The organism is Streptomyces sp. IMTB 2501 (assembly GCF_001953885.1).
Classification (GTDB): domain Bacteria; phylum Actinomycetota; class Actinomycetes; order Streptomycetales; family Streptomycetaceae; genus Streptomyces.
This window is the reverse complement of record NZ_MQUS01000017.1, coordinates 44623-65641: the sequence shown is the minus strand read 5'-3', so window position 1 is coordinate 65641 and position 21019 is coordinate 44623. Positions and strand designations below refer to the sequence as shown.

Below are 21019 nucleotides of genomic sequence, written 5' to 3'. Positions count from 1 at the left end.
AAGAGAGCACCGTGGCCGCCGACAAGATCGACACCATCGTCAGCCTGAGCAAGCGCCGTGGCTTCGTTTTCCCGTGCAGTGAGATCTACGGCGGACAGCGTGCCGCCTGGGACTACGGACCGCTGGGTGTCGAGCTCAAGGAGAACATCAAGCGCCAGTGGTGGCGCTACATGGTGACGTCGCGCGAGGACGTGGTCGGTATCGACTCGTCCGTCATCCTGGCCTCCGAGGTCTGGGTCGCGTCCGGCCACGTCGCCACCTTCACGGACCCGCTGACCGAGTGCACCGCGTGTCACAAGCGGTTCCGCGCCGACCACCTGGAAGAGGCGTACGAGGAGAAGAAGGGCCACGCCCCGGCGAACGGCCTCGCCGACATCAACTGCCCGAACTGCGGCAACAAGGGCCAGTTCACCGAGCCCAAGCAGTTCTCGGGTCTGCTGTCGACGCACCTCGGCCCGACGCAGGACTCCGGCTCGGTCGCCTACCTGCGCCCCGAGACCGCCCAGGGCATCTTCACCAACTTCGCCCAGGTGCAGACCACCTCGCGCCGCAAGCCGCCGTTCGGCATCGCCCAGATGGGCAAGTCGTTCCGCAACGAGATCACGCCGGGCAACTTCATCTTCCGCACCCGTGAGTTCGAGCAGATGGAGATGGAGTTCTTCGTCAAGCCGGGCGAGGACGAGAAGTGGCACGAGTACTGGATGGAGCAGCGCTGGAACTGGTACACCGGCCTGGGCCTGCGCACTGAGAACATGCGGTGGTACGACCACCCGAAGGAGAAGCTCTCCCACTACTCCAAGCGCACCGCCGACATCGAGTACCGCTTCCAGTTCGGCGGCTCGGAGTGGGGCGAGCTGGAGGGTGTCGCGAACCGCACGGACTACGACCTGGGTGCGCACTCGAAGGCCTCCGGCCAGGACCTCTCCTACTTCGACCAGGAGGCCGGCGAGCGCTGGACGCCGTACGTCATCGAGCCCGCGGCCGGTGTCGGCCGCACCATGCTGGCCTTCCTGCTCGACGCGTACGTCGAGGACGAGGCGCCGAACGCCAAGGGCAAGATGGAGAAGCGGACGGTGCTGCGCCTCGACCACCGGCTGGCTCCGGTGAAGGTCGCGGTGCTGCCCCTTTCGAGGAACCCCGAGCTGTCCCCGAAGGCCAAGGGCCTCGCCCAGGCGCTGCGGCAGAACTGGAACATCGAGTTCGACGACGCCGGTGCGATCGGCCGCCGTTACCGGCGCCAGGACGAGATCGGTACGCCGTACTGCGTGACGGTGGACTTCGACACGCTTGAGGACAACGCCGTCACGGTGCGTGAGCGTGACTCGATGAAGCAGGAGCGCGTGTCGCTGGACCAGATCGAGGGCTACCTGGCTCAGCGTCTGCTGGGCTGCTGAGGCCCGCGGCGCACCAGCCGTTTTCCGCCCGCCCACCCGCCGGCTCGCTCGGCTGGTGGGCGGGCGTTCTCACACCCTCATTTCCGGACCGCCGTCACGATCACATACGCCGTCCTCGTCACGCGGCCGTGGTGGGAGACGACCGTCACCGGGTAGCGGCCCGGCTCCAGGCCGGTGCGGAGGCCGGCGGTGCCGAAGTAGCGCGGGTCGTCGCCGTCGGCGCCCTTGCTGGTGTCCCGGCCGAGGTGGACGGCGTGGGTGAACGCCGGGGACGTGGCGATCAGCCGGCTCTCCTCGCCCGGGTCCGGGTACGCGTCGCGCCAGACGATCCCGACCTGGTCTCCGGCGCGGACCTTGATGGTGTGGTGATCCTGGCCGGGGTACTCCTTGCGCGGGTCGTAGAAGTCCGGGCCGTCCGGTTTGCCGAGGTAGTCGGGGTCGCCGGGACGGGCCGCCCGGACCTTCAGGCGCTTCTCGGCGATGCGGTTGCCGTGCGGGCCGTACAGCTCGAAGGCGTACGCCCCGTCCCCCAGGCCGGGCTTGAGCGCCGGCGTGGCCGAGAACGCGCGGGGGTCGTAGTAGTCGATCACGTTGTCGTGGGCGAGCCGTACGGGCCCCGGCAGTGCCGTGGACCGTACGGTGAAGTCGGTGCCCCGCTCGCCCGGGTACAGGTCGTCGAAGCGCAGCGTCACCGGCTCACCGGGCCGGGTCACCCGCCAGTTCACGCCGACCGTGAACGACGGGCGCACGGAGGGGACGACCTGGATCCTGTCGGTGGCCACCGTGCGGTCCGCGACGGCGACGGACAGCGGATACCAGCCGGGCCGGTCCGTCATGGCCAGCGGCACCAGCGCCTCGTAGGCGTTGTCGCCCTTGTCCCAGCGCAGCCGTACGGGCCTGCCGAACGCATGCGACTCGGCGGTCACCGCGTCGTGTCCCCCGGCCCGGCTGACGCCGTCGAGCAGGATGGAGACCAGCTGCCCGGGGCGGGCGTCGAGCTGGCCGTTCAGGATCAGTTGGGGCTTGTGGGACGTGGTTGCGGGGGCGTTCGCGGTGCCCGCCGTGGGCACGGCGCTGTGCGCGGTCACGGGCGCACTCGGCTTGGCTCCGGCGTTGCCCGCCGAGGTGGCGCACCCGCACAGCGCGAGACCGGCCGCTGCGACGCCCAGGGGTTTGGACCAGTTCATCGTGTTCCCCCACTTGTCGGTCACACGATGAGATGCCGGAATTGCGGTGCGGGTTGTCCGTGGGAGGGAAAGGTTTTCTTGTTCTCAGCGGCCCTGGAGCGCCTTGACGTTGTCGCCGAAGGTCCAGTTCCTTGAGCCGTCCCAGTTGATCGACCAGGTCATCAGGCCCTTGAGCGAGCTGCCGTAGTGCTGCCAGGCCTGGGAGACCAGGGACGGTGACATGTAGCCGCCGCCCGCGCCGGGCTGGGCGGGCAGACCCGGGACCTGTTTGTCGTACGGCACCTTGACGGTCGTGCCCTGCACCACCAGACCCTTGTTCAGGCAGTCGGTCTGGGCGGTGAAGCCCGCGACCGTGCCCGCCTCGTAGGAGTCGCCGGAGCAGCCGTACATGCTGCCGTTGTAGTACTGCGTGTTCAGCCACCACAGCCGGCCGTTGTCCGCGTACTTCTTGATGACCGGCAGATACGCGCCCCAGATCGAGCCGTAGGTGACGCTGCCGCCGGTGACGTACGCGGTCTCGGGGGCCATCGTCAGGCCGAAGCCGGACGGCATCCGGTCGAGGATGCCGTCGATGACGCGGATCAGGTTGGCCTGGGACGCGGACAGCTGGGTGATGCTGCCGCTGCCTGTCAGGCCCGTCTCGATGTCTATGTCGACGCCGTCGAAGTTGTACTTCTTCAGGATCGGGACGATCGTCGAGACGAACTTGTCCGCCACGGTGGACGAGTTGAGGTCGATGCCGGCCGTCGCGCCGCCGATCGAGAGCAGGATCGTCTGGCCGGACGCCTTGGCGGCGCACATCTCGGCGGGCGTCGCCACCTTCACGCCCGTGTCCATGCCGTCCTCCCACAGCGCCGTGCCGTCGGAGCGGATGACGGGGAAGGCCGCGTTGATGACGTTGTAACCGTGCGCGGGGATACGGGAGTCGGTGATCGGGGTCCAGCCAAAGGGCGGGTGGACGCCGCCCGCGGAGCCGTCCCAGTTCTCCCAGTAGCCCTGGAGCACCTTTCCGGCCGGCCGGGACTTCACGGCGCAGGTGTCAGCCGCGGAGGCGGTGGGGGCGGTGGCGATCCCGAGTGGGACGAGGGCGGCCGCGGTGAGCGCGGTGGCGAGCAGGCGTCTGAGCATGCGAGGCCTCCCGGTGGGGGTGCGGTGAGGTGTCGTAGGCATGACAGTGCTCTGGTCCAGACCTCTCGTCAATAGGTCTGGACCATTCAGCAGCCCTGAATGACAAAGTTGGAGTGACAGATATTGAAATCTGTCAGCTGTCATGGCATCGTGAAGGCATGACGATGCGAACCCGAAACCTCGGAACCACCGGACCTGCCGTCTCCGCCCTCGGCCTCGGCTGCATGGGCATGTCCGCGCTCTACGGCGACGCCGACCGCGCGGAGTCCATCGCGACCATCCACGCCGCCCTGGAGGCGGGCGTCACGCTCCTGGACACCGGCGACTTCTACGCCATGGGGCACAACGAGATGCTGATCGGCGAGGCCCTGCGCACCGCCCCGGCGGCCCTCCGCGAGCAGGCCCTGACCAGCGTGAAGTTCGGCGCCCTGCGCGACCCGGAGGGCAACTGGGTGGGCTACGACGGCCGCCCGGCCGCCGTGAAGAACTTCGCCGCCTACTCCCTGCAGCGCCTCGGCGTCGACCACATCGACGTCTACCGGATCGCCCGCCTCGACCCGATCGTGCCGATCGAGGAGACCGTCGGCGCGATCGCCGAACTGATCGAGAAGGGGTACGTCCGGCACATCGGCCTGAGCGAGGTCGGCGCCGAGACCATCCGGCGGGCCGCCGCCACCGCCCCGATCGCCGATCTGCAGATCGAGTACTCGCTGATCAGCCGGGGTATCGAGCGGGACATCCTGCCCACCACCCGCGAGCTGGGCATCGCCGTCACCGCGTACGGCGTGCTGTCCCGCGGGCTGATCTCCGGCCACTTCTCCCGGGACCGGCAGCTGGCCCCGAACGACTTCCGCGCCCACTCGCCCCGCTTCCAGGGCGAGAACCTCCAGCACAACCTGAACCTGGTCGAGGCCCTGCGCAAGATCGCCGAGCAGAAGGGCGTCACGGTCGCGCAGACCGCCATCGCCTGGGTGCTCGCTCGCGGTGAGGACATCGTGCCGCTGGTCGGCGCCCGCACCCGTGAGCGGCTGAGCGAGTCGCTGGGCGCGCTGGACGTCACCCTGGACGCGGCCGACCTGGCGGCGATCGAGGAGGCCGTACCGGCGGACGCGGCGGCCGGCGACCGCTACCCGGCCGCGCAGCTGGCGCACCTCGACAGCGAGCGCTGATCGTGACTGCGGGTACGGTCTAAGGCATGGCACCGCCCACCGAGACCCTGACCGCCGAGCGCATCCTCGAAGCGACCGAGGAGGTGCTGCGCCGCCACGGCCCGGCCAAGGCCACCGTGGTGGACGTCGCCCGCGCGCTCGGCGTCAGCCATGGCAGTGTCTACCGGCACTTCCGCACCAAGGCGGCGCTGCGCGAGGCGGTCACCAAACGCTGGCTGGACCGCACGTCGGAGAGGCTCGCGGTAATCGTCGACGCGGACGGCACTCCCGAGCAGCGGCTGCGGGCCTGGCTCGCGGCCCTGTTCGAGGCCAAGCGGCACAAGGCGGGCGACGACCCGGAACTCTTCGCCACGTACACGGTGCTGACCGACGAGAACGGCACGGCGGTCGGCGATCATCTCGCCGACCTGACCAGGCAGTTGACCCGGATCATCGCGGAAGGGGCCGGGTCGGGCGCCTTTTCGGTGCCCGACCCGGCCGCCGCGGCCCGGGCCGTCTTCCAGGCCACCGGCCGCTTCCATGACCCCTGTTACGCCCGGGAGTGGACCGCTCCCGGCGTGGACGAGGAGTTCACGGCCGTGGTGGACCTGCTGATGCGGGGACTTGGGTCACCTTCGCGGTGAGGGTGCCCCGGTACGGGGCTCAGCTCACCTTCACCGTGACGGTGGGCGAGTGGACCTTGCCGCCCATGGTGGCGCTCGAGACCCGCAGTGTCTCGGTGCCCGCGGTCTTGAACGTGGCGAGGATCGCGTACGAGCTGCCCTGTTTGACCTTCCCGGTCGCCTTCATGGGAACCCACTTGCCGTTCTTCTCGCGCTGGAGCACCAGCGGACTGTTGATCTTCAGGCCCGTGGTGCGCCCGGTGAACTTCACCGTTTCGCCGGCCTTCACCGAGGTCTTGTTGGCCGTCAGGGTGATCGAGGCCTTGGCGGCCGAATTGCTGGGGCTGGGGCTGGGCTTGATGCCGGCGGCGTAGGCTCCGGCCGTTCCGCCGGAGAGCAGCGCCACGGAGAGAGCGCATGCGCCGAGCGCGCGGCCGTAGCGATGGCGGAGTACCGAGGTCATGTGTGTCTCCTGTCGCTCGATGGACCTTTCCCAGGCTGAACCAGCAGGGGGAAAGCGGCCACTCGAGAGGTGACGGAACGTGTCCTCGGTTGGTAAGAGCGCAGGTCGAGCGCGGTGTTGGGACCCGATGTCCTTACCTGGAGGGCTGCCGGGCGGCCGCCGGGTCGATCGTCGCCTGATGAGCCTCGGCCAGATGCTCCTCGGCCTTCAGCCAGGGCAGGAACTGGGCGCCTCTGCGCCAGCCGCAGGTGTCGCATCGGATGGTGCGCTGCACTCCCGTGCGGTGCACCCGTACGACATGCTCCCGGCCGTGCTGGTCCCAGCGGCTGACCTTGCTCGTGCTGTTGTCCTGTGGCATGACGCCTCACGCCTCCTCGCGTCGGGCACACCCCGACCGGGACAGGAGTGTGCAACAAGACGAACATCAACAGGGGGAGCTTCACCCGGAGTTGTCCAAGCCGTGCCCTGGATCAACCGACATGGCGGGGCAGGCGCAGGCTGAGCAGGCCGGTCAGTACGATCCCGGCCAACTGCACCAGCAGCGTGGTGACCAGCGCGTCCCGCATGCCCATGCGGGGCACGAGGGTGAGGAACAGGGTGCCGAGCGTGGCCACGCCCAGGGCGAGCGCGGACTGCTGGGTGGTGACCATCACGCCACTGCCGACACCGGCCCGGGCGGGCGGCACCTCCGACATCACGAGCCGCAGGACGTTGGGCAGTTGGAGCGCCTGTCCGGCGCCGGCGACGGCCGCGCCCGGCAGCAGCGAGCCGGCGTCCAGGTGCGGCCAGTCCCGCCAGGCGGCCAGCACGATCAGCAGGATGCCCACGCCCTGGATCGCGGAGCCCGCGGTGACGACCCGGGTGCCGAAACGGGCGATCAGCCGGGGCCCGGCGAGGGAGACGAACAGGAAGGCCACGGCCATCGGCGCGAGCGCGAGCCCGGCCGGCACCGGACCGAGCCCGGCGCCCTGTTGCAGCGCCAGCGCGATCACGAACATGAACCCGCTGAAGCCGATCGAGAACGGCACCATCAGCACCAGACCGCGCCGCAGCGAGGCCAGCGCCAGCAGGCTCGGCGGCAGCAGCGGGGTGCGCCCCGACCGGTCGGCCCGCCGTTCCACCGTCCAGAACGCGCCGGCGGCGAACGGGAACGCGGCCAGCGACAGCCATGTCCACAGCGGCCAGCCCGCGGCCCGGCCCTCGGTGAGCGGGGCGAGCAGTGTCAGCAGGGACACCGCGAGCAGGACGGTGCCCAGGCCGTCGACGGGCTCCGGATGCTGCGACCGGGTCTCGGGCATGACCCGCACGGCGAGGATCAACCCGACCACGACGACAGGGACGTTGACGAGGAACACCGACCGCCAGCCGGTGCCTGCGACATCGGCGGCGACGAGCACCCCGCCGAGTATCTGCCCCGCCACCATGGACAGTCCGGCCGTGGCGCCGTACAGGCTCATGGCCTTCGCGCGGCGCGCGCCACGCGTCGTGGCCTGGATGGTGGCGAGCACCTGCGGCAGCATCGCGGCGGCCGAGGCGCCCTGCGCGACCCGCGCCGCGACCAGGCTCCAGGCGTCGGGCGCCAGTCCGCAGGCCAGCGAGGTCAGCCCGAACGCGGCCATCCCGCCGAGGAACAGCCGACGCCGCCCGAACAGGTCCCCGAGCCGGCCGCCGAGCACCAGCAGTACGGCATAGGCGACGCCGTACCCGGCGACGACCAGCTCCAGCACGGCCTCGCCCGCGCGGAGGTCGGCGCCGATGGTCGGCAGGGCGACGTTGACGATGAAGAAGTCGATCAGCGGCAGCGCCGCGGCGAGCAGAACGGTGAACAGTCCGAGCCCGCCGAGTGCGGGCGGTGTGGCCGTCGTCGCAGGGACGGCCCGGGTGGTGACGGTCTCACTCATGCCCTTGAGCCTGCGCCGTCGTTCAGACTGGTACCAGAGTGTCCTCATCCTGGTAGAAGAACTACCTGGCAACAGGATGAGAGGGCAGGCACCCTGGAGCCATGACCACTATGGCCACGGACCGCGAGACCGCCCCGCAGCCGACCCGGGGCTCGGAGATCCGGCGGCACGAACTGGCCGCGTTCCTGCGCAGCCGCCGTGAGCGCATCAGCCCCGAGCAGGTGGGCCTGCCCCGAGGGGCCCGGCGCCGTACGCCCGGACTGCGCCGGGAGGAGGTCGCCCAGCTCTCCGCGGTCGGCGTCACCTGGTACACCTGGCTGGAACAGGCACGGGACATCCAGGTCTCCGTCCAGGTCCTGGACGCTCTCGCCCGCACCCTGATGCTGGACGCCAGCGAACGCGCCCACCTCTTCCAGCTGGCCGGCGCCACCGATCCGACGCCCGCCGCGAGCTGCCCGAGCGTCACCCCGGCCCTGCGCGAACTGCTGCGCGGGCTGGAGCCGCTCCCGGCCTCCATCCAGAACAGCCGGTACGACATCCTCGCCTACAACCGCACCTACAGTCGCCTGCTGTGCGACCTGGACGCCCTGCCGGCGGAGGACCTCAACTGCATGCTCCTCTGCTACACCAACAAGGAGTGGCAGGACTCGGTCGTCCACCTGGAGGAGACCCAGCGCCTGATGGCCGCCAAGCTGCGCGCCTCACTGGCCGGCCATCTCGGCGAACCGGCCTGGAAGATGCTCCTGAAGCGGCTGGAGACGGCGTCCCCCGAGTTCCGCGAGAACTGGCAGCGTTACGAGGTGGTCGGCAGCCGCTCCAAGACCAAGGAGTTCCGCAACGTCCTCGTCGGCCATCTCAGACTGGAGCACACGGACCTGTGGCTGGGCCCGGAGCTGGGCGCCCGCATGGTGACGTACACCCCCGCGGACGAGGAGTCCCGCGAGCGCCTGGAGAAGCTGTACGAGATGGCGCGGAGGTAGTGCCCCAACAGGCAACGTCCGCCCCACCAAGGGGGGAGCCCATCGCGTCGACGCCCTCTTCCGCCGTGCAGGCCCCAGGTCCTCGGCGGGCGAAGCCGCTCGTCCGGTCGTGGCCGCGCCCCGCCCGCACTCAGGTCTCCGCGCCGACCCCCGCCGCCTCCCGGACCTCCGGTGAGGACAGGCTCTCGGCCGTGCGCTCGGCCGTCCTGCGGGCCCAGCGGCCGCTGGTCAGGAGGCCGAGGGCGAGGACGGCCAGGCCGCAGGCGGTGAGGATCCACCAGCCGGGGCGGGCCGCGGAGACGAAGGTGTCGCGGTAGGCGGAGGTGTGGATGCCGGAGGCCAGGACCGCGCCGATCACCGCGACACCCAGGGTCTGGCCCAGCTGTCTGCTGGTGGAGGCGACCGCGGCGGCCACGCCGGCCTGGGCGCGGGGCATGCCGGAGACGGCCGTGTTGGTGATCGGCGCGTTCACGAAACCGAAGCCGATGCCGAAGAGGACGTAGGCGATGAGGAGGGTGGCGTTCGACGTCTCCGCCTCGAAGGCCGCGAAGAGGACGCCGCTCGCCGTCATCGCCGTACCGGCCACCAGGAGGGGGAGGCGCGGGCCGCGGCCGCCGACCAGGCGGCCGGACAGGGGCGCGCACAGGAAGGTCGGCGCGGCCATCGGCAGCATCCACAGGCCCGCGTGCAGGGCGTCGAGACCGCGGACGTTCTGCAGATACAGCGTCGACAGGAACAGGAAGCCGCCCAGCGCCGCGAACGCGCTGATCGCGATGACGGTGGCCCCGCTGAACGGCGCCGAGCGGAAGAAGCGCAGCTCGATGAGGGGTTCGGCGCGGCGAGGTTCGTACCGGAGGAGGGCCAGGAGGGCCGCCAGGGCTGTCGCCGCGAAGGGAGCCACCGTCGCCGCACCCGCGTCCGGCGCCTCGATGATCGCGTACGTCAGCGAGCCGAACAGGGCGATGACCAGGAGCTGCCCGATCGGGTCGGGGCGGCGGGCCTTCGGCGCGCGGGACTCGGGGACGAAGCGGAGGGTGAGCAGGAGGGCGGCGAGGCCCACCGGGAGGTTGATCCAGAAGATCGAGCGCCAGCTCACCGACTGGACGAGGAGACCGCCCACCAGTGGGCCCGCAGCCATGGATATGCCGACCACCGCGCCCCACACGCCGATCGCGCGGGCCCGCTCCCGGGCGTCGGTGAAGGTGTTGGTGATGATCGACATCGCGACCGGGTTGAGCATCGAGCCGCCGATCGCCTGCACCATGCGGAACACCACCAGCAGGCTGAGGTTCGGCGCCACGGAGCAGAGTACGGAGCCGACCGTGAACACGATCAGGCCGGTCATGAAGACCTTCTTGCGGCCGATGCGGTCGGCCGTCGAGCCCGCGAGCATCAGGAGCGAGGCGAGCACCAGCGTGTAGGCGTCGATCGTCCACTGCAGTCCGGAGGTGGTGGCGTGCAGATCGCGCTGCATGGACGGCAGCGCCACGTTCAGCACGGTGTTGTCCAGGCTCACGATCAGCAGGCTCATACAGCAGATCGCGAGCACGAGCAGACGGCGGCGATGGCTCAACTCGGGCATGGTTTCACCGTACCTCGATTTCAATAGTGTGTCTAACTAATGAGTGTTACATGATCTTGGCGGGCAGCCGCAGACCGAGCCACCCCAGCCCCGCCAGTCCCGCCGCCTGCACCGCCAGCACCACCGCCAGCGCCTCCCGCATGCCGAGACCGGGGACGAGCGACAGGAACAGCGAACCGAGCGTCGCGACCCCGACGGCCAGGCACGACTGCTGGAGCGTGGCCGCCAGCCCGCTGCCCGTGCCCGCCAGCCGGGCCGGGATCGCCGCCAGCAGAATCCGGTAATAGAGGGGCAGTTGAAGGCCCTGGCCGAGGCCGCACAGCACCAGACCGGGGGAGAGGGCGAGCGGGGAGAGATGCGGCCAGGGACCCAGCAGCGCCGTCGCCGTCACCGTCGCCAGCCCCGCGATGTGCACCACCGCCGCCAGTGCCACCGCCCGCCCGCCGAACCGTCGTACGACACGCGGCGCCAGCATCGACGCCGCGAACTGCGCCACCCCCATCGGCACCAGCGTCAGCCCGGCCCCCAACGCCCCGTAGCCGAGGCCCTGTTGCAGCGTCACCGCGCTCACGAACATCCAGCCCGCGAACCCGATGAACACCGGCAGACCCAGCAGCAGGCCCCGGCGGACCTCCGGCGCGATCAGCAGGGACGGGGGCAGCAGCGGGCTGCCTCCGGCCCGCTCCGCCCGTCGCTCCACCCCGTAGAACCCCGCCCCGCACAGCGGCGCCGCGCACAGCAGCAGCACCGACCACAGCGGCCAGCCCGCCGCCCGGCCCTCGGTCAGCGGCAGCAGCAGCGCGGTCAGCGTCGCCGCCAGCAGCGTCGTACCGGCGAGGTCACCCCGCGCGGGCCGCTCGGCCCGGCTCTCCGGCACCGAGCGCACCGCACAGACCAGGGCGGCGACGGCCACCGGCACGTTCACCAGGAACACCGCGCGCCAGCCGGTGCCCGCCAGATCGGCCGCCACCAGCACCCCGCCCAGCACCTGGCCGAGTACGACGGACACCCCGCCGACCGAGCCGTACAGGGCGACCGCGCGGGCCCGCCGCTCCCCGGACGTCGTCGCGTGGATGGTGGCCAGCACCTGCGGAAGCAGCGCCGCCGACGCGGCACCCTGCGCGATCCGCGCCGCCACCAGCCACCCGGCGGTCGGCGCCAGCCCGCAGACCAGCGAGGTCAGCCCGAAACCGGCCACTCCCCACAGGAACAGCCGCCGCCGGCCGTGGCCGTCGCCCAGCCGGCCGCCGAGGACGAGCAGCACGGCGTACGCCACCGCGTACCCGGCCACCACCATCTCCAGCGTGGCCGGCGCGGCGTGCAGATCGTGCTCGATCGTCGGCAGCGCGACATTGACGATGAAGAAGTCGATCATCGGGAGGGCGGTCCCGAGGAGAAGGGTGAGCAGGCCCAGGGGCGTGAGGCCGCGGGGCGGGGCCTCGGTCGGCACAGTGGTCGTCGTCGTGGTCACGCCCTCGACTCTGGGACAGCTCCCAGCGGGGTACCAGGCGGCACTCATCCAGGTACCGGCACCAACTGGAACCGGGCTACGGCGGGACGGCACCCTTGGCACATGAGCATCGCAGCGCCGGAACACCGCACGGACCAGCCGCAAGCGCAGCACATCCGTACGGCGCAGTCCGGGCCGCAGCACGTCCGGCGCCGGGAACTGGCCGCCTTCCTGCGCAGCCGGCGCGAGCGCATCACCCCGGAGCAGGTCGGCCTGCCGCGCGGCCCGCGCCGCCGTACACCGGGACTGCGCCGGGAGGAGGTCGCCCAGCTCTCCGCGGTCGGCGTCACCTGGTACACGTGGATCGAGCAGGCCCGCGCCACCCATGTCTCCGCGCAGGTGCTGGACGCCGTCGCCCGGGCCCTGCTCATGGACCCCACCGAGCGTGCCCACCTCTTCGCCCTCGCCGGGACCGCCGACCCGCGCACCGATCCCGAGTGCCCGGTGGTCTCCCAGTCCGCGCGGAAGGTCGTCGAACGGCTCGCGCCCTACCCGGCCGCCCTGCAGAACGCCCGGTACGACGTCCTCGCCGCCAACAGGCCCTTCGCCCAGCTCTTCGGCGACCCCGCCGAGCTGCCGCCGGCCGAGCGGAACTGTCTGTGGCTGCTGACCACCAGCGAGCGCTGGAAGCGGGACTTCCTCGACCGGGACGAGATGCTGCGGGACCTGATCGCCAAGTACCGGGCGGCCATGGCCGAGCATGTGGCCGAGCCCGCGTGGAAGGAGCAGCTGGACCGGCTGCTGGCGGTCTCCGAGGAGTTCCGCGAGCTGTGGGGACGGCACGAGGTGGCGCCGATGTCCCCGCACGTCAAGCGGTACCGGCACCCGGTGGCCGGCCTGATCCGCCTTGAGCACCGCAACATGTGGCTGGCACCACAGTCACCGGCCCACCGCGTGGTGGCGTACATCCCCGCCGACGAGGAGAGCGAGGATCGGCTGGAACGGCTGGCGGAGCTGGCGGACGGGTGACCGGCCGGGTGAGGGACAATGGTTCCTTGCCCCGTGTCCCTGTGCCCTACATCCGTACCGGAGCCCTGACGATGACCCACCCGCTCTCCATCGGCCCGCACGCCGTGACGCCGCCCGTCGTGCTCGCACCCATGGCGGGCATCACCAACGCGCCCTTCCGCACGCTGTGCCGTGAGTTCAGCGGGGGCAAGGGGCTGTTCGTCAGCGAGATGATCACGACCCGGGCGCTGGTCGAGCGCAACGAGAAGACCATGCAGCTGATCAGGTTCGACGCGAGCGAGCGGCCGCGTTCGATCCAGCTGTACGGCGTCGACCCCGCGACCGTCGGCAAGGCCGTCCGCATGATCGCGGAGGAGGACCTGGCCGACCACATCGACCTGAACTTCGGCTGCCCGGTCCCCAAGGTGACCAGGAAGGGCGGCGGCTCGGCCCTCCCCTACAAGCGGAACCTGCTGCGCGCGATCCTGCGCGAGGCGGTGAGCGGCGCCGGCGACCTGCCGGTGACGATGAAGATGCGCAAGGGCATCGACGACGATCACATCACCTACCTCGACGCCGGCCGTATCGCCGTCGAGGAGGGCGTCACGGCGATCGCGCTCCACGGCCGAACGGCCGCCCAGCACTACGGCGGCACCGCCGACTGGGACGCCATCGCACGCCTGAAGGAGCATGTGCCGGAGATCCCCGTGCTCGGCAACGGCGACATCTGGTCGGCCGAGGACGCGCTGCGGATGGTCCGGGCGACCGGCTGCGACGGTGTCGTGGTCGGGCGCGGGTGCCTGGGGCGGCCGTGGCTGTTCGCGGACCTGGTCGCCGCCTTCGAGGGGCGTACGGATGACATCGAACGACCCGCACTGCGTGAGGTCGCCGACATCATGGTCCGCCACGCCCGCCTGCTCGGCGAGTGGATCGGCGACGAGTCCAAGGGCGTGATCGACTTCCGCAAGCACGTCGCCTGGTATCTGAAGGGCTTCGCGGTCGGCTCCGAGATGCGGGGGCGACTCGCGATCACATCCTCCCTGGAGGAGCTGCGGGCCGGCCTGGACGAGCTGGACCTCGACCAGCCCTGGCCGCTCGGCGCCGACGGCCCGCGCGGCCGTACGTCCGGCAACAACCGGGTGGTGCTGCCGGACGGCTGGCTGAAGGACCCTTACGACTGCGCGGGCGTCAGCGAGGACGCGGAGCTGGACACCTCCGGAGGCTGATCAGCCCTTCTTCGGGTGCGGGGTCGAGCCGTACGCCGTCAGGAAGCGGTCGCGGAACGCGCTCATCTTCCAGACCGGCGCGTTGTGCGCGGGCCGCAGGCCGTCGGTCCAGCCCCAGCTGTCGATCTTGTCGAGGAGCTTCGGGTCCTTGGCGACGATCGAGACCGGCACGTCACGGCTGGCACGGTTGCCGCTGACGTGGGCGTTCGGCTGGTGGTCGCCGAGGAAGACCAGCACGGTGTTGTCGTTGCCGTAGCGCTCCAGCCACTGGGTCAGGGCCGTCACCGTGTACTGGACGGACTTGCCGTACTCCTCCTTGGAGTGCGTGTCGTCGGTGAGGGTGTAGGAGGACGGGTTGCCGGCCTTCTCGATGCCGTTGAAGACCGAGCCGTCGCCCAGCTGGTTCCAGGGGACCATCTTGGGGATCGGCGCCCAGGGGGTGTGGCTGGAGGTCAGGATGAGGAGGGACATCCGTGACTTGCCGTCGGCCGGCTTCTTGCTGTGCACGCGGTCCTGGTACTGCTGGAGCGTGTACTGGTCCGGCATCGTCGACCAGCTGAACTTCGGCCCCTTGTAGCCGAGTTGGAAGGCGTTGTAGACCTTGTCCAGGCCGTACCACTTCTGCTCCGGCCACCCCTTCTGCACGCCCGGCATGACGCCGACGGTGTCGAAGGCGCCGGTCTTCTTGAACGCGTCGGTCAGGCTCATGTGGTCGCTGGCCATGACCGTGCGGTAACGCTGCTGGTCGCTGATCCAGAGGCCCGACATGGTGGTGGAGTGCCCGAGCCAGCTGCTGCCGCCGTACGTCGCCGAGGTCAGCCAGCCGCTCCTGGCGTGGAAACCGGCCTTGGCCAGATCCTTGGTGCGCGCGTCGAGCGTGCTGTCGACCCCGGGTGCCATGATCGGGTCCTCGACCGCGCTGCGTCCGTAGCTCTCGATGAACGTGAAGATCATGTCCTTGCCGCGCAGATCCGGCACCAGCTGGCTGCCCGGGGTGTTCCCGAAGGCGTCCACCCTGGCCACCTTCTCGAACTCCGCCTCGTCCCGCAGGGTGTTCCGCGCCTGCCGGACCTGCCCCTTCAGCGCGGTCGCGGTGCGGTCGACGGCGAGCGGCACGCCGGACATCTGCACGCCGAGCGAGGAGCAGGTGATCCAGACGACGCCGGCGATCAGGGTGCCCCGGGTCGCGATGCCGGAGTTCCGGGCGAGCAGGTTGGCGAGCCGGACGGTCGACAGCGTCAGCAGCACGAACAGCAGCAGCACGAGGACGATCACACCGGCCGTGGCGGCGAGCGTGGCCGTAGGGCCCAGCGAGTCCACCAGATACGAGTGGGTGTCGCCGAGCAGGCTCCAGTCGAGGATGGGGTTGAAGCCGCGGCCCAGATACTGGGTGAAGCCCATGTCGAGCAGGTTCAGCACGGTCATCGCGGCCAGCGCGATCCCGGACACGACGGCCAGTACCACCCGCGGCCGGCGCGGCAGCGCGAGCATCACGGCGGCCCCGATCACACCTTCCGCCGGTATCCGCACAAACGTCGAGAGCCCCAGCCCGTCCATGGAGTTCGGCATCACGAGCGCGCCGACGACCAGAACGGCGGCGAGCACGTTGACCGCGCCGGACAGCACCCGGACGACCTCGGGATGCCCCTCCCGCCAGCGCCGCGTACGCGTCCGCCAGGCGACCCAGGGCCTCCGCGGCAAGTCGGCCCACGGCCGCCGGAAGGGGCGGGGAGTGGGCGCGGGCGTTTCGACGGGGGCGTCGTCGTCCGGTGCTTCGTTTTCCAGCTGGCGCGTGCTCGTGTCCTGAGACACCCGAGGTCCTTCCGTACGACACCCGTGACGTCACTCCGTACGGCCTCCCCAGAACCCCTGTTCACAGCACAGGGCAAACACCTGGCAAACGCTCACCGCACCAACCCAGGGGCGCGGGGAACCGCGCGAGCAACCGCACACAACCCGCAGCGAAGGCACCACAGATACCCCGCCGGCGCTACCCGCCCCCCACCGCTGCGAGCAGCGCGAGCGGCACCGCAGCCGACCGCGATTCCCGCACACACGCATGCGGATAGGGAACCGGCTCCGGATGTGTGTCCCTCCCGTACCCCGCCAGGACTTCCGGCAGCCGATGCCCCGCCACCGTCGCCGCGTCGATCAGCGAACGCGCCACCGTACGGGCCTCGTCATGCAGTCCGTACCGCGCAAGACCCAGCGTGATCAGCGCGTTGTCATGCGGCCACACAGAACCCCGGTGATACGAGAGCGGGTGGTACGCCGCCTGCCCCGCGGCCAGCGTCCGCACGCCCCAGCCGGAGAAGAAGTCCGGCTCCAGCAGCCGTCGGCCCACCACCTCGCCGTACTCCTTGTCCAGCAGCCCCGACCACAGCAGATGCCCCGCGTCGGAGGCCAGCGCGTCGATCTGGCGGCCCTGGCCGTCCAGCGCGAGCGCCGGGAAGGAGTGCTCCCGCATCCAGAAGTCCCGCTGGAACCGGTCCCGCAGATCGGCCGCCACCTGCTCCAGCAGCGCCGCGTACGTCTCGTCGCCCCACACCGTGCGCGCCAGCCACGCCGTGCGGCGCAGCGCGTCGTACGCGTAGCCCTGCGCGCCCGCCGCCATGACCGCGCCGGTGGGCCGGGTGCCGTCGGCGCAGCAGATCGCACCGGGGGAGTCCTTCCAGTTCTGGTTGGCGAGGCCGCCCTCGTCGGCGCGGTAGACGAGGTAGCCGCGGGAGGTCAGGCCGCCGTGGTCCAGCATCCAGCCGACGGCGGCACGCGCGTGCGGCTCCAGGCGCCGGGCCGGGATCTGGTCCCCGGTCCGTTCGACGTACGCGCCGAGCAGGATCAGGAACAGCGGGGTCGCGTCGACCGAGCCGTAGTACCGACCGAACGGCACCTGCCCGAAGTGAGCCAGCTCGCCGTTGCGAACCTCGTGCACGATCTTGCCGGGCTGGGCGACCGGGGACACACCGGTGCCGGACGCCTGGGTCGCGGCGAGCGCGGGGAGTGTGGCGGCGGCCAGCTCCGGGCGGTACGGCAGTGCGAACAGGGAGGTGAGCAGGGCGTCGCGGGCGAGGAGAGTGAGGAACCAGGGGGCCCCGCCGGCCGGGACGCGCAGTTCCTCGCCGTCGGGTCCGGTGGCCGGCACCTGGAGCGCGGCCAGGTCGGCGAGGCCCCGCGCGCAGGCGGCCGCCAGTTCCGGCCAACTGCTCGGGAAGGCCACACCCTCCATGAACTCCCCTTCCACCGCGAGGAGTTGCTGGTCCTGGGACGCGGGGTCCCGAGGCACCCGCAGGGCGCGTTTCTCGCCGTGCGGGCGGGCGATCACACGGAGCAGCAGCTCGGTCGTGCCGTGCGGGTCCAGACCGAGAGCCCACACCAGGCGCCGGGCGCCGGTGCCGGTCTCCTCCACGGCATCGGGAGCGGGGTCGGCCGTGATGGTCGTACGCGATCGCCATTCGCCGCGCCGGTAGGTGAACTCGATGCCGTCGTCGAGGACTTCGCGGGAGCGTACGGCGCCCGGCTTGGCGTACGTGCGGTGGTCGGAGCGGAGTTCGAACTGGTCGGTGAAGTCGGCGTCGACGGTGATGGCGAGCCGGACCGTGGTCGGCTCCGGGCGGTTGCTGGTCACCCGCAGCGACTCCACGAACGAGCTGTCGCCGACGGCCTGCCGGCGGAACAGGGTGTGCGCCGGAGGCTCCTGCCGGCCGCCGCGCGGGACCAGCACACAGCGGGCAGCGTCACTGTCGGTGACCGGGGTGAGCACCTCGGGCACGGCGCCGTCCACGGTGAGCTGCCAGCGGCTGAGATGCCGGGCGTCCCGTACGAACAACCCGTCCGGGGAACCACCGCCCCGGACGCCACTGATGTCGCCCCGGTCGCCCACGGTGGCGAACGTCGCCCCGTGCACGAGCAGATGATGCCGGTCGGTCATACCCGGTCTCCTCCTTCGTCACTCGTGTCGAACGTGCCGGTCGCCGCCTTGGACACGCCCTCGCCGGGGCGCTTGGGAAGGTCTTTGTGCGGCTCTTGGTTTCGCTCTCGACGCAGCTCATGGTGCAGATCGAGGGCGAGCGCGGCGGTCCAGCCGAAGCCGGTCGCGCCGCAGGCCTCGCCGGTGTACGGGTCGACGTACTCGGCGAAATCGGTGGCGTCGGCGAGGTGGAGCACAGCCGCGCGCAGCGCGTCGGCACGCTCCCGCTCGCCGTGCAGGCGCAGGCCCCGCTCCAGCAGCCAGCCGGTGTTGAACCAGGCCGGGCCGCGCCAGTACCGGTGCGGGTCGAAGGCCTCACCGAGCAGGTCGTAACTGGGCACGAGCCGGGTACGCCCACCGAGCCCGAAGTGCGGCCCGCACAACGTACGGACGAGCGCGCCGGCCACCGCACGCGGCAGCCCGGGCAGAATGAGCGGCACCAGCCCGGAGACCCCACGCTCACGGATCGGCCCCCCGCCCCGAAGATCCCGGCACAGGAACATCCCGGCGGCCGGGTCCCACAGCCTCTCCACCAGGGCCGCCGTCAGGCGTTCGGCGCGCGCGTGCCGGGCTGTGCCCGTCGCGCCCAGTTCACCGGCGATCCGGGCCAGTGCGTGCTCGGAGGCGATGAGCAGGGCGTTGAAGGACGGGTCCTCGACGGCGAACTCGCCTTCACCGGCTGTGTTTCCCCCGCCCGCCCCATCTCTGTTTCTCCCGCCCGCCCCATTCCCGTTTCTCCCGCCCGCCCCATCCCTGTTCCTCCCGCCCGCCCCATCCCCGTTCCTCCCGCCCACCCCATCCCTGTACCCGGCGTCCCGGTAGTCGGCGGCCAGCCGTACATACCGCCCGTAGTCCAGATCCGTCGGCCGGTCCTCGGGTGCGCCATGGGCGAGGTCGGCGCGGCGGAAGGAGCGGGCCGGGGCCGGGGTGATCCGGGCGAGCGGGGCGTCCCAGCAAGGGCTGTTGTCCATGCCCTGCTCCCAGGGGTGGACGACCGACACCAGCCCCGCGCCGCCCAGGTCCCGGCGGTGCAGCAGATAGCGGTGCCAGGCGGCCAGCCTCGGGTACACCCGGGCCAGGAAACCGCGTGCCCGGGACAGAACGGGGTCGGCGCAGTGCACCAGCCAGGCCGCGAGCGCGTGCACCGGTGGCTGGACGATGCCCGAGGTCTGTACGGTGCGCGGGGCGCCCGCGGGGCGGCCGGCGCTGGTGGAGCGCCAGAAGTCGGGGCTCGGGAAGTAGGCGTCGAGCGGTACGGAGGGGTTGAAGACGATGTGCGGGACGCGTCCGTCGGCCCACTGGGCGGCCAGCAGCGTCTCCAGCTCGGTCTGGGCCCGCCGCGGGGAGATGTGCCGCAGGCCGATCGCGATGAACGCCGAGTCCCAGGACCACTGGTGCGGATACAGGTTCCGGGAGGGGATCGTCGAACTGCCCGTCCAGTTCGCGTCGAGCACCTTGGCCGCTCTGACGTGCAAAGACGCCGCGGAGGCCGGGGGATCGTACGCGATCTCGTACTCCGTGGGACGGGCGGTGAGCTGCGTGCTGCGATCCACTCGGGGCTCCCCGAAGACGAAGACACCCGGCCGGGCCGACCGGGTTCGGTTGTTGCGACCGTAGAGTTACGTCTATTTAACACGCAAAACTCAATATGTAATGCATGGTTGGGAAACACAAGGGGGTGCGCATGACCGACCGTATGACCGACCGTCAGGAGAGGCCCGTCAGACGGGCCGGCCAGGCCGGCGCCGGCGAGCTGCTGGAACTGGTGCGCAGCGGCCGGGCCGTGACACGCGGTGCGCTCCAGCAGGTCACCGGGCTGTCCCGGGCGACCGTCGGTCAGCGCCTGGACCGGCTGTTCCGGGCCGGCTGGCTGCGCGAGGGCGCCGGCGGCCCGGTCGGCTCACCGCTCGGCGGCCGCCCCTCCATCACCCTGGAGTTCGACGACCGCCACGCCGTCGTGCTCGCCGCCGACCTGGACACCCGGCACGCCCGCGCCGCCGTCCTCGGCCTGACCGGCGAGATCCTCGCCGAGCACTCGGGGACCCTGGTCGTCGAGGACGGTCCGGAGGCGGTGCTCGGCGAACTCGGCCACTGGTTCGACCGGTTGCTGGAGAAGACCGGGCGTCCGGCGGCGGACGTCTGCGGGATCGGGCTCGCCGTGCCCGGCCCGGTGGACACCGGGACCGGCCGGGTGGTGCAGCCGCCGATGATGCCCGGCTGGGACGGCTACGACATAAGGGGCCGCCTCTCCCGCGCCTTCACCGAGCACACCGGCGCGGGTACGGTCCCGGTCCTGGTGGACAACGACGCCAACCTCATGGCCTACGGCGAACAGCGCGCCGGACATCCCGGCTGCGGGGCCTTCGTACTGGTCAAGGTGTCCACGGGCATAGGCGCCGGGGTGGTCGTGGACGGCGTGATCTACCGGGGCACCGACGGCGGCGCGGGCGACATCGGGCACATCCGCATCGGCGCGGACGCGCTGTGCCGCTGCGGTTCGCACGGCTGTCTCGCCGCCGTCGCGAGCGGCGGCGCCGTGGCCCGGCGGCTGGCGGAGAGCGGGGTGCCGGCCGCTTCCGGCGCGGACGTACGGGACCTGCTGGCCGCGGGGCATCCCGAGGCGACGGCGCTGGCCCGCGAGGCCGGGCGCCAGGTCGGTGTGGTGCTGGCGACGGTCGTGACCCTGCTCAACCCGGGCGTGCTGATGATCGCGGGCGACCTCGCGGGCACGCCCTTCCTCACCGGGGTGCGGGAGCTGCTCTACCAGCGGGCGCTGCCGCGCTCCACGGCCCACCTGGACGTCGTCACCTCGCGGCTGGGGGAGCGGGCCGCGCTCATCGGAGCGGGGGCACTGGTCGTGGAACACCTCTACGCGCCGGAACGGGCCGAGGAGCGGCTGCGGGCGCTGGGTGTGTGACATCGCCGCCGCCGGGTGCGTGCGGTGTCTCCGGGCGTGTGACGA

At 71.2% G+C, this 21019-nt stretch carries 17 protein-coding genes; 7 read left to right on the top strand and 10 right to left on the bottom strand.

Annotation, left to right across the window (positions count from 1 at the left end; all coding sequences use genetic code 11):
- Positions 1 to 11: 11 nt before the first annotated feature.
- Positions 12 to 1394 (top strand): glycine--tRNA ligase, encoded by a 1383-nt coding sequence (locus AV521_RS27185; RefSeq protein WP_023550941.1) that lies wholly within the window; start codon positions 12 to 14, stop codon positions 1392 to 1394.
- Positions 1395 to 1471: 77 nt separating this feature from the next.
- On the opposite strand, the gene AV521_RS27180 is transcribed toward AV521_RS27185, so the two are convergent.
- Both AV521_RS27180 and AV521_RS27175 read right to left on the bottom strand, forming a co-directional pair.
- Positions 1472 to 2605, bottom strand: coding sequence for a hypothetical protein (locus AV521_RS27180; protein ID WP_256725694.1), 1134 nt, complete (start codon positions 2603 to 2605; stop codon positions 1472 to 1474).
- Between the two features lie 60 nt (positions 2606 to 2665).
- Positions 2666 to 3709 (bottom strand): chitinase, encoded by a 1044-nt coding sequence (locus AV521_RS27175; protein WP_076091646.1) that lies wholly within the window; start codon positions 3707 to 3709, stop codon positions 2666 to 2668.
- A gap of 158 nt (positions 3710 to 3867) precedes the next feature.
- On the opposite strand from AV521_RS27175, the gene AV521_RS27170 reads away from it, so the two are divergent.
- Complete coding sequence (locus tag AV521_RS27170; protein WP_076091644.1) at positions 3868 to 4878, top strand: aldo/keto reductase; 1011 nt, start codon at positions 3868 to 3870, stop codon at positions 4876 to 4878.
- 26 nt (positions 4879 to 4904) lie between these two features.
- On the top strand, positions 4905 to 5501 hold the full coding sequence (locus AV521_RS27165) for a TetR/AcrR family transcriptional regulator (protein ID WP_076091642.1): 597 nt from the start codon (positions 4905 to 4907) through the stop codon (positions 5499 to 5501).
- 19 nt (positions 5502 to 5520) lie between these two features.
- Here the strand turns inward: AV521_RS27165 and AV521_RS27160 are convergent, their stop codons facing one another.
- From AV521_RS27160 to AV521_RS27150, 3 genes are all read right to left on the bottom strand, one after another.
- A complete protein-coding gene (locus AV521_RS27160) occupies positions 5521 to 5943 on the bottom strand; it encodes a hypothetical protein (protein WP_076091640.1) in 423 nt (140 codons plus the stop codon).
- Between the two features lie 133 nt (positions 5944 to 6076).
- A complete protein-coding gene (locus tag AV521_RS27155) occupies positions 6077 to 6301 on the bottom strand; it encodes a hypothetical protein (protein ID WP_076091638.1) in 225 nt (74 codons plus the stop codon).
- Between the two features lie 112 nt (positions 6302 to 6413).
- Positions 6414 to 7844 carry an MFS transporter gene (locus AV521_RS27150; RefSeq protein ID WP_076091636.1) on the bottom strand — a complete coding sequence of 477 codons (1431 nt, stop codon included), beginning with the start codon at positions 7842 to 7844 and terminating at the stop codon, positions 6414 to 6416.
- Positions 7845 to 7945: 101 nt separating this feature from the next.
- On the opposite strand from AV521_RS27150, the gene AV521_RS27145 reads away from it, so the two are divergent.
- Complete coding sequence (locus tag AV521_RS27145) at positions 7946 to 8824, top strand: helix-turn-helix transcriptional regulator (RefSeq protein WP_076091634.1); 879 nt, start codon at positions 7946 to 7948, stop codon at positions 8822 to 8824.
- Positions 8825 to 8954: 130 nt separating this feature from the next.
- Here the strand turns inward: AV521_RS27145 and AV521_RS27140 are convergent, their stop codons facing one another.
- Positions 8955 to 10406 (bottom strand): MFS transporter, encoded by a 1452-nt coding sequence (locus AV521_RS27140; protein ID WP_076091632.1) that lies wholly within the window; start codon positions 10404 to 10406, stop codon positions 8955 to 8957.
- Between the two features lie 46 nt (positions 10407 to 10452).
- Positions 10453 to 11925, bottom strand: coding sequence for an MFS transporter (locus AV521_RS27135; protein WP_079249422.1), 1473 nt, complete (start codon positions 11923 to 11925; stop codon positions 10453 to 10455).
- 54 nt (positions 11926 to 11979) lie between these two features.
- On the opposite strand from AV521_RS27135, the gene AV521_RS27130 reads away from it, so the two are divergent.
- Both AV521_RS27130 and dusB read left to right on the top strand, forming a co-directional pair.
- Entirely contained in the window at positions 11980 to 12885 is a 906-nt protein-coding gene (locus AV521_RS27130) for a helix-turn-helix transcriptional regulator (protein WP_079249421.1), read from the top strand.
- Positions 12886 to 12956: 71 nt separating this feature from the next.
- The gene (gene dusB / locus AV521_RS27125; protein WP_076091856.1) at positions 12957 to 14090 is read left to right on the top strand and encodes a tRNA dihydrouridine synthase DusB; all 1134 of its coding nucleotides are present in this window, start codon (positions 12957 to 12959) and stop codon (positions 14088 to 14090) included.
- Here the strand turns inward: dusB and AV521_RS27120 are convergent, their stop codons facing one another.
- The 3 genes from AV521_RS27120 to AV521_RS27110 all read right to left on the bottom strand — a co-directional run bounded on the left by AV521_RS27120 (position 14091) and on the right by AV521_RS27110 (position 19610).
- A complete protein-coding gene (locus tag AV521_RS27120; protein WP_371917068.1) occupies positions 14091 to 15902 on the bottom strand; it encodes a CDP-alcohol phosphatidyltransferase in 1812 nt (603 codons plus the stop codon). It abuts the gene before it with no gap.
- Between the two features lie 178 nt (positions 15903 to 16080).
- A complete protein-coding gene (locus AV521_RS27115) occupies positions 16081 to 18018 on the bottom strand; it encodes a glycogen debranching N-terminal domain-containing protein (protein ID WP_076091628.1) in 1938 nt (645 codons plus the stop codon).
- On the bottom strand, positions 18015 to 19610 hold the full coding sequence (locus AV521_RS27110; RefSeq protein WP_076091626.1) for a hypothetical protein: 1596 nt from the start codon (positions 19608 to 19610) through the stop codon (positions 18015 to 18017). Before AV521_RS27110 ends, AV521_RS27115 begins: the two co-directional genes overlap by 4 nt.
- Before the next feature lie 131 nt (positions 19611 to 19741).
- Between AV521_RS27110 and AV521_RS27105 the strand changes: the two genes are divergently transcribed.
- Positions 19742 to 20974: an ROK family protein gene (locus AV521_RS27105; RefSeq protein WP_076091624.1), complete on the top strand. Its 1233-nt coding sequence runs from the start codon at positions 19742 to 19744 to the stop codon at positions 20972 to 20974.
- Positions 20975 to 21019 lie beyond the last annotated feature (45 nt).